This is a genomic window from Polymorphospora sp. NPDC050346 (assembly GCF_040655695.1).
Classification (GTDB): domain Bacteria; phylum Actinomycetota; class Actinomycetes; order Mycobacteriales; family Micromonosporaceae; genus Polymorphospora; species Polymorphospora lycopeni.
Genome location: NZ_JBFAKM010000001.1, coordinates 424,696 through 439,197, shown reverse-complemented (window position 1 = coordinate 439,197; position 14,502 = coordinate 424,696). Strand labels below are relative to the sequence as shown.

At 71.7% G+C, this 14,502-nt stretch carries 10 protein-coding genes; 4 read left to right on the top strand and 6 right to left on the bottom strand.

Going from position 1 to position 14,502, the window contains the following annotated elements; all coding sequences use genetic code 11:
• Position 1 precedes the first annotated feature (1 nt).
• From pta to AB0I42_RS01740, 6 genes are all read right to left on the bottom strand, one after another.
• Complete coding sequence (gene pta, locus AB0I42_RS01765) at positions 2–2,077, bottom strand: phosphate acetyltransferase (RefSeq protein ID WP_357533188.1); 2,076 nt, start codon at positions 2,075–2,077, stop codon at positions 2–4.
• Positions 2,078–2,082: 5 nt separating this feature from the next.
• On the bottom strand, positions 2,083–2,262 hold the full coding sequence (locus AB0I42_RS01760) for a DUF6104 family protein (RefSeq protein ID WP_357533186.1): 180 nt from the start codon (positions 2,260–2,262) through the stop codon (positions 2,083–2,085).
• A 98-nt stretch (positions 2,263–2,360) separates the two neighbouring features.
• Positions 2,361–6,158, bottom strand: a complete 3,798-nt coding sequence (locus tag AB0I42_RS01755) for a multifunctional oxoglutarate decarboxylase/oxoglutarate dehydrogenase thiamine pyrophosphate-binding subunit/dihydrolipoyllysine-residue succinyltransferase subunit (RefSeq protein WP_357533184.1) — start codon at positions 6,156–6,158, stop codon at positions 2,361–2,363.
• 211 nt (positions 6,159–6,369) lie between these two features.
• Entirely contained in the window at positions 6,370–7,197 is an 828-nt protein-coding gene (locus AB0I42_RS01750; RefSeq protein WP_357533183.1) for an ABC transporter permease, read from the bottom strand.
• Positions 7,194–8,129, bottom strand: a complete 936-nt coding sequence (locus AB0I42_RS01745) for an ATP-binding cassette domain-containing protein (protein ID WP_357533182.1) — start codon at positions 8,127–8,129, stop codon at positions 7,194–7,196. Before AB0I42_RS01745 ends, AB0I42_RS01750 begins: the two co-directional genes overlap by 4 nt.
• Positions 8,130–8,358: 229 nt before the next feature.
• Positions 8,359–9,393 (bottom strand): hypothetical protein, encoded by a 1,035-nt coding sequence (locus AB0I42_RS01740; RefSeq protein WP_357533180.1) that lies wholly within the window; start codon positions 9,391–9,393, stop codon positions 8,359–8,361.
• A gap of 409 nt (positions 9,394–9,802) precedes the next feature.
• Here AB0I42_RS01740 and AB0I42_RS01735 point away from each other — a divergent pair, with 409 nt between their 5' ends.
• From AB0I42_RS01735 to AB0I42_RS01720, 4 genes are all read left to right on the top strand, one after another.
• On the top strand, positions 9,803–10,507 hold the full coding sequence (locus tag AB0I42_RS01735; protein WP_357533179.1) for a response regulator transcription factor: 705 nt from the start codon (positions 9,803–9,805) through the stop codon (positions 10,505–10,507).
• Between the two features lie 13 nt (positions 10,508–10,520).
• Entirely contained in the window at positions 10,521–12,080 is a 1,560-nt protein-coding gene (locus AB0I42_RS01730) for an ATP-binding protein (RefSeq protein WP_357533177.1), read from the top strand.
• Positions 12,081–12,143: 63 nt separating this feature from the next.
• Positions 12,144–13,820 (top strand): trypsin-like peptidase domain-containing protein, encoded by a 1,677-nt coding sequence (locus AB0I42_RS01725; protein ID WP_357533175.1) that lies wholly within the window; start codon positions 12,144–12,146, stop codon positions 13,818–13,820.
• A gap of 160 nt (positions 13,821–13,980) precedes the next feature.
• Positions 13,981–14,430 carry an SRPBCC family protein gene (locus tag AB0I42_RS01720; RefSeq protein WP_357533173.1) on the top strand — a complete coding sequence of 150 codons (450 nt, stop codon included), beginning with the start codon at positions 13,981–13,983 and terminating at the stop codon, positions 14,428–14,430.
• Positions 14,431–14,502: the final 72 nt, after the last annotated feature.

Here is a 14,502-nt window from a genome sequence, read left to right as displayed (position 1 = left end):
CCTACCCCTTGTGTCCGGCGGCCTGGATCGCGGTGATGACGACCGTGTTGACGATGTCCTTCACCGTGGCGCCCCGGGACAGGTCGTTGACCGGCCGGCGCAGACCCTGCATCACCGGCCCGACCGCGACCGCGTTGGCCGAGCGCTGCACCGCCTTGTAGGTGTTGTTGCCGGTGTTCAGGTCGGGGAAGACGAACACGGTGGCCTGGCCGGCGACCGAACTGCCCGGCAACTTGGTCGCGGCGACGGCCGGGTCGATCGCGGCGTCGTACTGGATCGGGCCCTCGACCGGCAGGTCGGGCCGGCGCTGCCGGACCAGCGCGGTCGCCGCCGCCACCTTCTCGACGTCGGCGCCGGAGCCGGAGGTGCCCGTCGAGTACGACAGCATCGCCACCCGCGGCGTGATGCCGAACTGCTCGGCGGTCACCGCACTCGACAACGCGATGTCGGCGAGCTGGACGACGTCGGGGTCGGGGTTGACCGCGCAGTCGCCGTAGACCAGCACCCGGTCGGCGAGCAGCATGAAGAAGACGCTGGACGCGACCGACACCCCGGGCACCGTCTTGATCACCTCGAACGCCGGCCGGATCGTCGCCGCGGTGGTGTGCGTCGCACCGGAGACCATGCCGTCGGCGTGGCCGGCGGCGACCATCATCGTGCCGAAGTAGTTGGGGTCGGTGACCACGTCACGGGCCAGGTCGAGGGTGACACCCTTGTGCCGGCGCAGGTCGGCGTAGCTGGCCGCGAACTCCTCCCGCCAGGCGCTGGTCGCCGGGTCGACCGTCTCGATCCCGTCGACGTCGACGCCCAGCTCGCGGGCCTTGCGGGCGATCTCGTCCGGATCGCCGAGCAGGGTGAGGTCGGCGACACCGCGACGGAGCAGCAGCTCGGCGGCGCGCAGGATCCGCCCCTCGGTGCCCTCCGGCAGCACGATCCGGCGGCGGTCGGCCCGGGCCCGGTCGACCAGGTCGTATTCGAACATCAGCGGGGTGACCCGGCCGGAGCGGGTGACCCGCAGCCGCCGGGACAGCTCCTCGGTGTCCACATGGGACTCGAACGCGCCCAGTGCCGCCTCGACCTTGCGCGGGTTGGTGGCGGTCGGCCGGCCCTCGATCCGGGCCGAGGCGGCCACCGTGTCGAAGCTGTCGGTGTGCGCCAGCAGCACGGCGAGCCCGGTGTCGAGCCCCTCGACCAGGCGCATCGCCCGCGGGTCGGGCCGTTCGCCCAGCGTCAGCACCACGCCGGCCACCGACACCTGGCCGGCGGCGTGCGCGGCGTGCGCGGCGACCAGCAGGTCGGCCCGGTCGCCGGGGGTGATGACCAGGCAGCCGTCGGTCAGGTGGTCGAGCAGGGTCGGCACGTGCGCGGCACCGACGACGAAGTCCAGCACGTCCCGGGAGTACGCCGCGTCGGTGCCGGCCAGCCGGTCGGCGCCCAGCGCCGCCGCCACCTCGGCCACCGTCGGCGCCGACACCGCCGGCACCTCGGGGATCGCGTACGCCGGCACCGGCAACTCGGGCGGCTCGGTCCCGGGCCGGACCCGGTTGGCCACCACGGCCAGCACGGTCGCGTCCAGGTCCTCCAGATCGTGGTACGCGCTGCGGGCCGCCGCCGCGATCGCTTCGCCGTCCTGCCCCAACCCGTCGACCACCGGTACGACCACACTGCCGAACTCGGTCGCCAGCCGGGCGTTGAACGCCAGTTCGCGGGGCAGCCCGCCGGGGGAGTCACCGCCGTCGTCGTCGAAGTCGCTGCCGACCGCCACCATCGCCGCGCAGCGCCGCTCCGCCGCCCGGTAGCGTTCGACGATCCGCGAGATCAGTTCCTCGCGCCGGCCGTCGGCGACCAGGACGGCCGCCTCGGCATAGGTGGTGCCGTAGAGGTCGGCGTACGGCAGCTCGATCCGGTAGCGGTCGCGCAGCAGCGTGAGGATCGGGTCGTCGTCGCCGGTGACCAGCGGCCGGAACGCGCCGATCCGCTCGACCTGCCGGGACAGCAGCTCGGCGAGGCCGAGCGCGACGGCGGACTTGCCACCGCCGGAGCCGATGCTGGCGATGTAGACGCTGCGGCGGTTCACGTCGGTTACTCGTCGTCCTCGTCGTCGAGGCGCGCCAGCCAGGTGGCGAACCGCTCGACCGGCGTCTCGAACTCCGGGTTGATGTCGACGAAGTCGCGCAGCCGCTCACCGAGCCATTCGATGGTGACGCTCTCTTCGCCCCGGCGCTGCACCAGTTCCTCGATGCCGCGGTCGGTGAAGTACATGGCCTGCTCCTCGATTCCGGGCGCGTCGCCGGCGGGCCGGTGGCGGGGTCGTCGACCACACCACCGGCCCGCCGGTCGGGCGCGGATGTGCCGCCGGGCTACCGGCGGGGGAGGGCCGCCTCGAGCAGCGCGGCCTGCTCGGCGTCGTGCAGCTTCGCGGACCCGACCGACGGCGCGGCGGCCGCCGGGCGCGAGATCCGCTGGAGCCGTACGCCCTCCAGGTGCTCCAGCAGGTTGAGCGCGACGAACGACCAGGCACCCTGGTTGGCCGGCTCCTCCTGCACCCAGGCGAAGTCCTCGGCGTTCGGGAACTCGGCCAGCGCGGCCCGGACCTCGTCGACCGGCAGCGGGTAGAGCTGCTCGACCCGGATGATCGCGGTGTCGGTGATGCCGCGCTCCTTCCGGGCCTGGACGAGGTCGTAGTAGACCTTGCCGCTGCACAGCAGCACCCGCTTGACCGACTCGGCCTTCAGACCGGCGTCGTCGCGCAGGACCGGCTGGAACGTGCCGCTGGTGAAGTCTTCCACCGAGGAGACGCACAGCTTGTGCCGCAGCAGCGACTTCGGCGTGAAGACGATCAGCGGCTTGCGCTTGGGCGACAGTGCCTGCCGGCGCAGCAGGTGGAAGTAGTTGGCCGGGGTGGTCGGGATCGACACCCGCATGTTGTCCTCGGCGCACATCTGCAGCCAGCGCTCCGGACGGCCGGACGTGTGGTCGGGACCCTGGCCCTCGTGGCCGTGCGGCAGCAGCAGCGTCACCGCCGACGGCTGCCCCCACTTGACCTCGCCGGACGAGATGAACTCGTCGGCCACCGACTGCGCGCCGTTGGCGAAGTCGCCGAACTGCGCCTCCCACAGCACCAGCGCCTCGGTGTTCTCCACCGAGTAGCCGTACTCGAAGCCCATCGCCGCGTATTCGCTGAGCAGCGAGTCGTGGACGAAGAACCGGGCGCGGTCCCTGGTCAGCCGCGACAGCGGCAGGTAGTCGTCACCGCTGTTCGCGTCGACGATCGAGGCGTGCCGCTGCACGAACGTGCCCCGGCGGGAGTCCTGCCCGGCGAGCCGTACGGTCACCCCGTTGTCGAGCAGCGAGCCGAACGCGAGGATCTCGCCGAAGCCCCAGTCGATGTTGCCCTCGGCCGCCATCTTGGCCCGCCGGTCGAGCAGCTGCTGGATCCGCTTGTGCGGGGTGAAGCCCTCCGGCAGGCCCACGTGCGCCTCGCCGATCGCCCGGATGACGGAGGCGTCGACCGCGGTCTCCACCGCCGGCTCCGGCTCCTCCTGCCGGTTGCGGGTCACGCGGGGAGCCGCCGGTCCGGCCGCGTCCCGGGTGGCCTTGAAGACCTTCTCCAGTTGGGCGTGGAAGTCGCGCAGCAACTCCTCGGCGTCCTCGACGGTGATGTCGCCGCGCCCGATCAGCTCCTCGGTGAACAGCTTGCGGACGCTGCGCTTGCTGTCGATGATCTGGTACATCAGCGGGTTGGTCATCGAGGGGTCGTCGCCCTCGTTGTGCCCCCGGCGCCGGTAGCAGACCAGGTCGATCACGACGTCCTTGTTGAACGCCTGCCGGTATTCGAACGCCAGCCGGGCGACCCGGACGACCGCCTCGGGGTCGTCGCCGTTGACGTGGAAGATCGGCGCCTGGATCATCCGCGCGACGTCGGTGCTGTAGAGGCTGGACCGCGAGTATTCCGGCGCGGTGGTGAAGCCGACCTGGTTGTTGACCACGACGTGCACGGTGCCGCCGGTGCGGTAGCCGCGCAGCTGGGACAGGTTGAGCGTCTCGGCGACCACACCCTGCCCGGCGAACGCGGCGTCGCCGTGCACCGCCAGCGGCAGGACCGTGTAGCCCTCCAGCTTGAGGTCGATGCGGTCCTGCTTGGCCCGGACGATGCCCTCCAGGACCGGGTCGACGGCCTCCAGGTGCGACGGGTTGGCCACCAGCGACACCGTGATCGAGTGGTCGCCCTCGGGCGTGGTGAACTTCCCGGTCTGGCCGAGGTGGTATTTCACGTCACCGGAGCCCTGGGTGGAGCGCGGGTCGATGTGCCCCTCGAACTCCGAGAAGATCTTCTCGTACGGCTTGCCGACGATGTTGGCCAGCACGTTGAGCCGGCCCCGGTGCGCCATGCCGATGACGACCTCGTCCAGGTCCGCCTCGGCGGACGCCTGGAGCACCTCGTCGAGCAGCGGGATCAGCGACTCGCCGCCCTCGAGCGAGAAGCGCTTCTGCCCGACGTACTTGGTCTGGAGGAACGTCTCGAACGCCTCGGCGGTGTTGAGCCGGTTGAGGACGTGCTTCTGCTCGTCCGCCGTGGGCTTGGTGTACTTGCGCTCGATCCGGTCCTGGATCCAGCGCCGCTCCTCCGGGTCCTGGATGTGCATGTACTCGATGCCGACCCGGCGGCAGTAGGTGTCGCGCAGCACGCCGAGGATGTCGCGCAGCTTCATCTTCTGCTTGCCGGCGAAGCCGCCGACCGGGAAGCTGCGGTCGAGGTCCCACAGGGTCAGGCCGTGCTGGAGTACGTCGAGATCCGGGTGCTTGCGGATCTTGAACTCCAGCGGGTCGGTGTCGGCCATCAGGTGGCCACGGACCCGGTAGGCGTGGATGATCTCGATGACCCGGGCGGTCTTGTCGATCTGTCCCTCGGAGCTGACCGCCACGTCCCGCATCCAGCGCACCGGCTCGTACGGGATCTGCAGCGCGGTGAAGATCTGGTCGTAGAAGTTGTGCTCGCCCAGGATCAGCTCGTGCATGACCTTGAGGAACTCGCCGGACTGCGCGCCCTGGATGATCCGGTGGTCGTACGTGCTGGTCAGCGTGATGATCTTGCTGACGGCCAGCTCGGCCAGGGTCTCCTCGGACATGCCCGCGTACGGCGCGGGGTATTCCATCGCGCCGACGCCGATGATCGTGCCCTGGCCGACCATCAGCCGCGGCTGCGAGTGGACCGTGCCGATGCCGCCCGGGTTGGTCAGCGAGACCGTGGTGCCGGAGTAGTCCTCCATGGTCAGCTCGTTGCGCCGGGCCCGCCGGACGACGTCCTCGTACGCCTGCCAGAACTGCCGGAAGTCCATCTGCTCGCAGCCCTTGATCGACGGCACCACGAGGTTGCGGGTGCCGTCGGGCTTGACCAGGTCGATCGCGATGCCCAGGTTGACGTGCTCCGGCCGGACCACCGCCGGCTTGCCGTCGACCTCGGTGAACGAGTTGTTCATCTCGGGGTGCTCGGCCAGCGCCCGGACCAGCGCGTATCCGATCAGGTGGGTGAAGCTGACCTTGCCACCACGGCCCCGCGCGAGGTGGTTGTTGATCACGATGCGGTTGTCGACCAGCAGCTTGGCCGGCACCGCCCGGACGCTGGTCGCGGTCGGCACCGACAGCGAGGCGTCCATGTTCTGAACGATCTTGGCGGCGACGCCGCGCAGCGTGGTGGTCTTCGGGCCCTCGTCGGTGGACTTCGACGCCGGGGCGCTCTTCGCGGCCGGCGCGCCGGTGGGTTGCGGCGTGGCCTTCGGCTGGGGAGTGGCCTTCGGCTGGGGGGTGGCCTTCGGCTGGGGGGCAGCCTTGGCGGCCGGCTTCGCGGCGGCGGGCTTACCGGCCGGGGCCGGCTTGGCCGGGGCCTCGGCGGCCTTCGGCTGGGGGGAGGTCGGCGCGGCCGGGGCCGAGGTGCCCGCCCGCTCCGCGGTCGACGCCCCGGCCGTGGCGGTGGCCTCGGTCGGGGTGGCCGCGCCGGCACCGTCGCCGGACGGCCGGTAGTCGGCGAAGAAGTCGTGCCAGGCCGAGTCGACGCTGCTGGGATCGGCGAGGTAACGCTGGTACATCTCCTCGACGATCCACTCGTTCGGGCCGAAGCCCGCCAGTGGGTTGTCTTGCGAAGTCTGCTGCGTCGACACGGCCGGTAATCGCCTCTTTCACGCGGGGTGTGGTGCTCGCGGGATGCCGCCACCACTCGGGGGCTCGGGTCACAAAGTCGCGTACAAGGCTACGCTGTGCCCCGAGCGGGGGCATTGCCCCATCCGGCCCGTGTCGTGTTTCACAAGGTGATCATGGCTGACGACCAGGGCGGGTGGCGCCGGCTCCCGGCCCGCGCCACCCACCGTAAGGTCAGGAGATGTCCCGCTTGCGGACGATGAGCGTGCCGACCACACCGGTTACCACGGCGTAGCCGATCAGGACCACCGCGCCCACCCACTGCGGCGGGTTGCCGGGCAGGGTGGTGCCGGAGACCATGAGCTGCGAGGCCAGCGACGGCACCAGCACCTGCAGGTTGTTGATCCAGTCGCCGAAGCGGTTGGCGAACGTGCTGAAGAACAGCGCCGCGCCGATGAACCCGGCGAAGTAGAAGATGATGGCCGCCACCGTCGCGCCCATCTGGCTGCGGATCAACACGCCGAAGCCGACGCCGAAGATCGCCCAGAGCAGGTACGCGAGCCCGTTGAGGCCGATCGCCTCCCACACGCCGCCCTGGTCGAGCTGCGCGCCCACGTCGAGCCCGTTGAGGATCAGCGGGGTGACCACCAGGTTCGCCGCCGTCGTGATCACCCAGAACAGCACACCGATGATCGACGCCGCGACCAGCTTGGCGACGATCACCGCGGTGCGGTGCGGCGAGGTCAGGAACGTCGTCGTCGCCGTCTGGTGGAAGAACTCGTTGGTCACCACGATGACGCCCAGCAGCATCACGATCAGCAACCCGAAGAGCTGGCCGTTGGTGTAGAGGTTCGCCGCCAGGAAGACGACGTCGGACACCGCCTCGAGCGCCGGATCGTTCTCCGGCACGGTCCCGCCGAACTGGTCGGGGTCGAGCAGGAACGAGGTTTGGAAGTAGTTGAAGAACAGCGTGATCGCCCACAGCGGCACGGCGATGAGCGCGAAGACCCACCAGGTGTTGGTGGTGCGCAGCTTCAGCAGTTCGGCACCGATCAGCTTCATCGGATGACCGCCTTCCCGGACGTGAGCTCCAGGAAGACCCGTTCGAGGTCGGGCCGCTCGGGAGTCAGTTCGTGCAGTTCGACCTGGGCGGCCAGCGCGACCCGGCCCACGAAGGCGGCGTCGCTGCCCTCGACCAGCAGCAGGCCGTCCTCGCCCCGCTGCACCTTGGCGTTCTGCTCGGCGAGCGCCTTGGCGAGCTGATCCGCATGGGGCGTACGGACCCGGATCCGGGCGCCGGTCGTCATCGAACCCAGCACCTCGTCGACGGTGCCCTGCCGGACCAGCTTGCCGGCGGCGATGATCACCACGTCGTCGGCGAGCAACTGCATCTCGGACAGCAGGTGGCTGGAGACCAGCACGGTGCGCCCCTCGGACGCGAGCCCCTTGAGGAACCCACGCATCCAGCGGATGCCCTCCGGGTCCAGGCCGTTCGCCGGCTCGTCGAGCACCAGCACCTTGGGGTCACCCAGCATCGCCGCGGCGATGCCGAGCCGCTGCTTCATGCCCAGCGAGTAGCCCTTGAACTTGCGCTTCGCCGCCGGGGACAGCCCGACCATCGCCAGCGTCTCGTCGGCACGCTGCTTCGGCAGACCCGAGGCGGCGCAGATCACCCTCAGGTGGTTGATCCCGGTACGTCCCTTGTGCGCGCTCGATGCCTCCAGCAGCGCGCCCACGGTCCGCAGCGGCTCCTTGAGGTCCGGGTAGCGCCGGCCGTCGATGGTCGCCGTGCCCGAGGTCGGCGTGACCAGGTTGAGGAGCATGCGCAGCGTGGTCGTCTTGCCCGCGCCGTTCGGGCCGAGGAAGCCGGTGACCCGGCCCGGCTGGACCCGGAATGACAGGTTGTCGACCGCTTTGACGTTGCGATACTGCTTCGTCAGGCTGGAGACGATGATCTCGCCTCCCGCCGTGGGGCCTGTATGCCCGTCGGACATTTCTCTCCTCACTGTGTGCCGTGTGCACTCGTCGGGCGGATCCGGCGTGGAACCGCCGCCCGAACATCTCGCGCGTCGTCGCTCAGCGTGACGGGTGGTGGTGCGAAGGTCAATCCGCGCGAGTATCGAGGCGTGTCTCCTCCGCAGGCAGGAGATGGTCATACGTAGGCAGGAGAGCGCCCCGGAGTCCGACCGGGGGTTGCCCGCCGTACGGATCGTACGACGGAGATCATGCCGAGGTGGCGGACCGCCACACCCGGACCCGCCACGCGTCGTCACCGCCGCGCGCCGTGCCGGCCCGGTCCGGGTGGTCCGGTGGTGGCCGCCAACCGGCGGCGCGCAGTGCCGCCCGTACCTGCCCGGCGACCTCGGCCGGGCGCTGCCGGACGACCCAGGCGGGGAAGCGCAGGATGCGGTCGCCCCCGATCCACACCTCGTTCTGCCGCCGCATGTCCGCCGCCCACTCCCGTACGTCCATGTGGTGGGCGCCGTCGACCTCGACATGCAGTCTCCAGTCCCGCCAGTACGCGTCCAGGTAACGGCGGCGCCCCGCCGCGTCCGTACGCCGTTCCTGCAGGTCGGGTCGGGGAAGCGCGTGCTGCCGGCAGAGTCGTACGAAGTCGATCTCGCTGAGCGCCTGCGCCCCGCCGGCGACATCGTTCGCGGTCCGGAGCAGCAAGGCGCGCCGACGTACCCGGGGCATTCTTCCGCGCACGGTGAGTATCTCGCCCGGTGTGGTCCGGCGCTGCTGGCAGGCGGCGGCCACCACCGTCCGGGCGTCGTCGTCGGTCGACGCCCACTGCGCCGCGTCGACGACCGACCGTGCCATCGAGGTGCGGTCGGGGCGGGCCCGCTGCCGGTCACCGGCGGGCAGGGCCCCGGTACGGCGGACCCGTACGGCGGGCAGCCCCAGCGGGAGCCGGCGGAGCAGGTCGGCCCGTCGGCGACCGGCCGGCACCAGCACGTCGACCACGTCGTGGCGTGGGTCGAGCCGAAGGCCACCAGCCCGGGCGGCCGCGAGGCCGGCCAGCACCGCACCGGGCCCCGCCGCGAGTACGGCGACCCAGTGGTGCTGCTCGCGGGTGATCTCGCCGGGGTGAGCGAGGAGTACGCCCCGGCAGATCCGCTGCCACCGTCCGCCGGCCACCAGATGCCGCACCTTTGCCGGGGACCGCAGGGCGACCGCCTGCTGCCAGGTCAGTACGCCGGACTGGGCGAACAGCAGCCAGTCGAGCGGGTCTGCGTCGTCGTGGGGGATCCGCATCCGGCGATGCAACCGCGGCCGCCGCTGCCCACGCAGCCCCGTCCCCGTCGAGCCGTGACGGCCGCCCGCTGCCCGCCGATCTAGAACATTTGTGGTCGCCCTGGCAGCCACAAACGTTCTGGATCCGCGCGGTGCGACGGCGCTCCGTGCTCCCGCGGGCCGGTGACGCGTCCCGTCCGGCGCGGAACCGGCGCGGAATCCGCTACGCCGACACGCGCGACGGGGTTGGTCGCCCCGTCGGCGCTTTCGTGATGCCGACACGCGCGACGGGGTTGGCCGCCCCGTCGGCGCTTTCGTCCGGGAGATGGGGATACTGGTACGGCGCCGGCGACCGTTGACTGAGAGATCTCTCAGGGATCTTTCAGTATTCGCCCAGCGATGACCCAGCGGCGCGACAGATGATGGCCCCATGGCCGCCGCATCGCAGACCGAGGCAAGACTGCTCGTCGTCGAGGACGACCCCAACATCCTGGAGCTGCTCTCCGCCAGCCTGCGCTTCGCCGGCTTCGACGTGGCGACCGCCACCAGCGGCAGCGCGGCGGTCGCGGCGGCCAAGGACCGCCGGCCGGATCTTGTGGTGCTCGACGTGATGCTGCCCGACTTCGACGGGTTCGAGGTCATCCGCCTGATGCGCGAGGGTGGCACCCGTACGCCGGTGGTCTTCCTGACCGCCCGCGACGCGACCGACGACAAGATCCGCGGTCTGACGCTGGGCGGCGACGACTACGTCACCAAGCCGTTCAGCCTCGAAGAGCTGACCGCGCGGATCCGGGCGGTGCTGCGGCGTACGACCAGCGGTGAGCCGGTGACCGCGCGGCTCACCTTCGCCGACCTCGAACTCGACGAGGAGACGCACGAGGTCTACCGGGCCGGGCAGCGGGTGCAGCTCTCGCCGACCGAGTTCAAGCTGCTGCGCTACCTGATGCTCAACGCCAACCGGGTGCTGTCGAAGGCGCAGATCCTCGACCACGTGTGGAACTACGACTTCCGGGGCGACGACAACATCGTCGAGTCCTACATCTCCTACCTGCGACGCAAGGTCGACAACACCCAGCCGAGGCTGATCCACACGCTCCGGGGGGTCGGGTACGTCCTGCGTAAGCCGGCGGCCTGACGGTGGACTGCCTATGATCACCCGCGCCCCGCTGCGCACCACGCCGCTGCGCGTCAAGCTCGTGGCCGCGGTGCTGGTCCTGGTTGCCGCCGCACTGCTGGTGATCAGTGTCTCGACGACGTTCTTCCTGCGCAGCTACCTCGTCGGGCAGATCGACAGTGAGCTGCGCGACTACGTCGGCGACCTGAAGTCGGCGTCGTCGCTGCCCCGTCCCGGCGAGTCCGTCTGGGTCGGGCTGCCCACCGACTACCTGGCGGTGCTCGCCGACGACTCCGGCCACGTCGAGCCCGCCCGCGACGTCCTCTACGACCGTGAGCGGATCGCCTGGGAGGACCTGCCCGCCTGGCCGGACAACGCCGCGGGCTTCGAGGAGCACCGGGACGAGATCGTCACGGTGAAGGCCCGGGACGGCAACCCCCGCTGGCGGATGTACCACGCCCGGCTGCCGAGCGGCCAGTACATCGCGGTCGGCCAGAGCCTCTCCGACGTCGACCTCGCCGTGCAGCGGCTGATCTGGATCGACGTGCTGGTCGGCGGGGCCGTACTGATCATCCTCGCGTCGCTGGGCGCGGCGATCGTACGCACCAGCCTGAAACCGCTCGACGAGATCGAGCGGACGGCGGCGGCCATCGCCGCCGGCGACCTGTCCCGCCGGGTGCCCGATCCGGAGCACGGGCTGGTGGTGCCGCAGACCGAACTCGGCCGGCTGTCACGGGCGCTGAACACGATGCTGACCCAGATCGAGGCCGCGTTCTACGCCCGCGAGGCGTCGGAGTGGGCGGCCCGCGCGGCCGAGGCGGCGGCCCGCGACGCGCTGGTCTCGGCGCAGACGTCGGAGACCCGGGCCCGCCGGTCCGAGGAGCGGATGCGGCAGTTCGTCGCCGACGCGTCGCACGAGCTGCGTACGCCGCTGACCACCATCCGCGGCTTCGCCGAACTGCACCGGCAGGGTGCCGCCGCCGGGCCCGAGGACACCGCCCGGCTGCTGCGCCGGATCGAGGACGAGGCGGCCCGGATGGGCCTGCTGGTGGAGGACCTGCTGCTGCTGGCCCGGTTGGACCGGGAACGCCCGCTGGTGCTCGCCCCGGTCGAATTGCGGGTGCTGGCCACCGAGACGACGCAGGCGACCCGCGCGGTGGCCCCGGAGCGGGACATCCGGATGGAGGTGGCGCCCGACGCCGGCGACCTGGTCGTGCTCGCCGACGACGCCCGGCTGCGCCAGGTCCTGGGCAACCTCATGACCAACGCGATCAGGCACACGCCGGCCGACGCGTCGGTGCGGCTGCGGCTGCGGGCCGACTCCGGGTTCGCGGTGGTCGAGGTCGTCGACACCGGGCCCGGATTGACGGCGGAGCAGGCCGAGCGGGTGTTCGAACGGTTCTACCGGGCGGACGCGGCCCGGACCCGCCGGGACGGCGCCGCCGGCACCGGGCTCGGTCTCGCGATCGTGGCCGCCCTGGTGGCGGCCCACAACGGCCAGGTCGAGGTCGACAGCTCGCCGGGTGAAGGGGCGACATTCCGGGTACGGCTACCGCTGGCGCCCGGGTCGGCGATGCCGTACGAGGAGTCCTGACTCACAGTCAACGTACAGTCCGGTTACAGGTGGATCGCAGTGCGAGGGGGGAAGGTGTAGGACATGAGCGAGCAGGAGACCAATCCGCAGCACAAGCCGGTCTGGCCCGGCGACGAGGTGACCCGCCCCGAGCTGTCCGGTGCCGGCCCGGCGCCGTCCGACTCCGCCGCCACCCCAGCCACCCCCGCTCCGCAGGCCGCCGCCCCACCACCGCCGGCGCCACCCACACCACCCACACCGGCAGCGCCGGCGGCACCCGCCCCGCCGGCCGGCCCGACCCCGCCGATCGCATCCGCCCCGCCGGCCGGCCCGACCCCGCCGGCCGCACCGGGTCATCCGGCGAATCCGTGGCAGTCCCCCCGGCCCGCCGGCGAGCAGCCCCGGGCCGCCGCGCCGGCGTACGCGCCGAGCCCGTGGCAGGCTCCGCGACCCGACGCCACGCAGTCCCACGCCGTACCGGCGGGCGCCCCGCAGTCGGGCGTCCCGCACGCCCCGGCGCATCCGGGCGGACCGCACGCGGCGCCGCAGTCGGGCGTACCGCACTCCGGACCGCCGCACCAGCCGCACACCGCGCCGCCCTACCCCGGGCAGCAGCCGAGCCAGCCGCCGTGGGCGGTCAACGTGGGCCAGCCCGGATACCCGCACCAGCCGTACCCGGGTGGCAGCCCGTGGGCGCAGCAGCCCGGCGCCGGCCAGTCCGGCGGCAGCCGGGTCGGCCGGGCCTTCGCGGCCGGGGCGGTCGCCCTGGTGCTGATGCTCGGCTCCGGCCTGGCCGGCGGTGCGCTCGCGCTCGGCCTCAGCGACGAGCGGGCGGGCGGCAACCGCACCTACACGGCCGCGCCGATCATCAACAGCGCCGACCTGCCGGCCATCGCCGCGTCGGTGCAGGACAGCGTCGTCTCGGTCACTACCGGTAGCGGCGGCGGCTCGGGCGTGGTGCTGTCCGCCGACGGCTTCGTGCTCACCAACAACCACGTGGTGGCCGGCTCCGACAGCGTCACTCTCGCCTTCGCCAACGGCCGCCGGGCCCAGGCGAGGATCATCGGCACCGACCCGAAGAGCGACCTCGCGGTGCTCAAGGCCGAAGGGGTGGGCGACCTGTCCCCGGCGACGTTCGGGGACAGCGACGCGATGCAGGTCGGCAACACCGTGCTCGCCCTCGGCAGCCCGCTCGGCCTGGAGGGGTCGGTGACGGCCGGCATCATCAGCGCCAAGGACCGCACCATCCGGGCCGGCGGCGACCAGCAACAGCAGGGGGCGGGCGCCACGTCGATCTCCGGCCTGTTGCAGACCGACGCCCCGATCAACCCGGGCAACTCCGGCGGGGCACTGGTCAACACCAACGGCGAGGTGATCGGCATCAACACCGCGATCCTCACCGCCGGCCAGAGCCAGGGCAACATCGGCGTCGGCTTCGCCATCCCGAGCAACAAGGCCAAGTCGGTGGCCGAGGCGCTGCAGCGGGGCGAGAAGGTGTCGCACCCGGCCCTCGGCGTCTCCGTCGGCCCCGCCGACGGTGGCGGCGCACTGGTCGCCCAGGTCGTGCCGAACGGCGCCGCGGCCCAGATCGGCCTTCAGCAGGGCGACGTCATCAAGGAGTTCGACGGCAAGCCGGTGAACGACTCCGACGACCTGATCAACGCGGTGCAGGCCCGTAAGGTGGGTGACCGGGTCGAGATCACGTACGAGCGAAATGGAACGGAAGTCAAGGCAACCGTGACGCTGACCGAAGCGTCGTAGGTAGTAGCAGACCGAGCTTTGTAGGGCGGAACCCTTTCGCAACGGAGTCCGCCTCCTCCCCAGAGCGGCGGGTGATGTGACCAAGGGGGTTGGTCACGTCGCCCGCCGCTCGCCCTTTGCGGGACCCGTGCTCCGCAGTGGACTGGTACGGTCGGCGGCCATGCGGACCGAGACGTTCGTCGACCGGTTCCCGGTCGCGGCGCCACCCGACCGGGTCTTCGCCCACCTCGCCGAGCCCACCAACTCGGTCGGTCTCTCACCGCTGATCGTGGCCGTACGGGACGTACGGCGGGAAGCCGGCGGAGCGGTGGTGCGGTTCGTGGCCGTGGAGAGGTTCCGGATCGCCGGCCCGCTGCGCTACGACAACATCCTGCGGGTGACCCAGACGGCGGCCGTGCCGGACCGGCAACTGGTGCTCGACGTCCTCAGCCCGGCGCGGGTCACGGTGCGGTTCGTGATGGACCTCGCACCGCTGGACGACGGCGGCACCGAGGTGACCGTGACGGTGACCCTGCGGATGCCGGCGCCGTTGCGGGCCTACGTGCTGCGTACCGCCCGGCGGGTCCAGGAGTACCGGGCGCGCGAACTGGCCCGGCGGATGGCCGGCTGACCCGCTCCCGCCCACCCGGCCCGGGTGACGCCGCCGGCACCGGTTTACCGGCCGGGCGGCCGGGAAACCGCC

What these genes read in the sequence shown, in the direction of transcription:
- AB0I42_RS01725 (WP_357533175.1), top strand. Translation starts at nt 12,144, where the DNA reads ATGAGCGAGCAGGAGACCAATCCGCAGCACAAGCCGGTCTGGCCCGGC.
- AB0I42_RS01745 (WP_357533182.1), bottom strand. Translation starts at nt 8,129, where the DNA reads ATGTCCGACGGGCATACAGGCCCCACGGCGGGAGGCGAGATCATCGTC.
- AB0I42_RS01720 (WP_357533173.1), top strand. Translation starts at nt 13,981, where the DNA reads ATGCGGACCGAGACGTTCGTCGACCGGTTCCCGGTCGCGGCGCCACCC.
- AB0I42_RS01740 (WP_357533180.1), bottom strand. Translation starts at nt 9,393, where the DNA reads ATGCGGATCCCCCACGACGACGCAGACCCGCTCGACTGGCTGCTGTTC.
- AB0I42_RS01730 (WP_357533177.1), top strand. Translation starts at nt 10,521, where the DNA reads ATGATCACCCGCGCCCCGCTGCGCACCACGCCGCTGCGCGTCAAGCTC.
- AB0I42_RS01750 (WP_357533183.1), bottom strand. Translation starts at nt 7,197, where the DNA reads ATGAAGCTGATCGGTGCCGAACTGCTGAAGCTGCGCACCACCAACACC.
- AB0I42_RS01735 (WP_357533179.1), top strand. Translation starts at nt 9,803, where the DNA reads ATGGCCGCCGCATCGCAGACCGAGGCAAGACTGCTCGTCGTCGAGGAC.
- AB0I42_RS01760 (WP_357533186.1), bottom strand. Translation starts at nt 2,262, where the DNA reads ATGTACTTCACCGACCGCGGCATCGAGGAACTGGTGCAGCGCCGGGGC.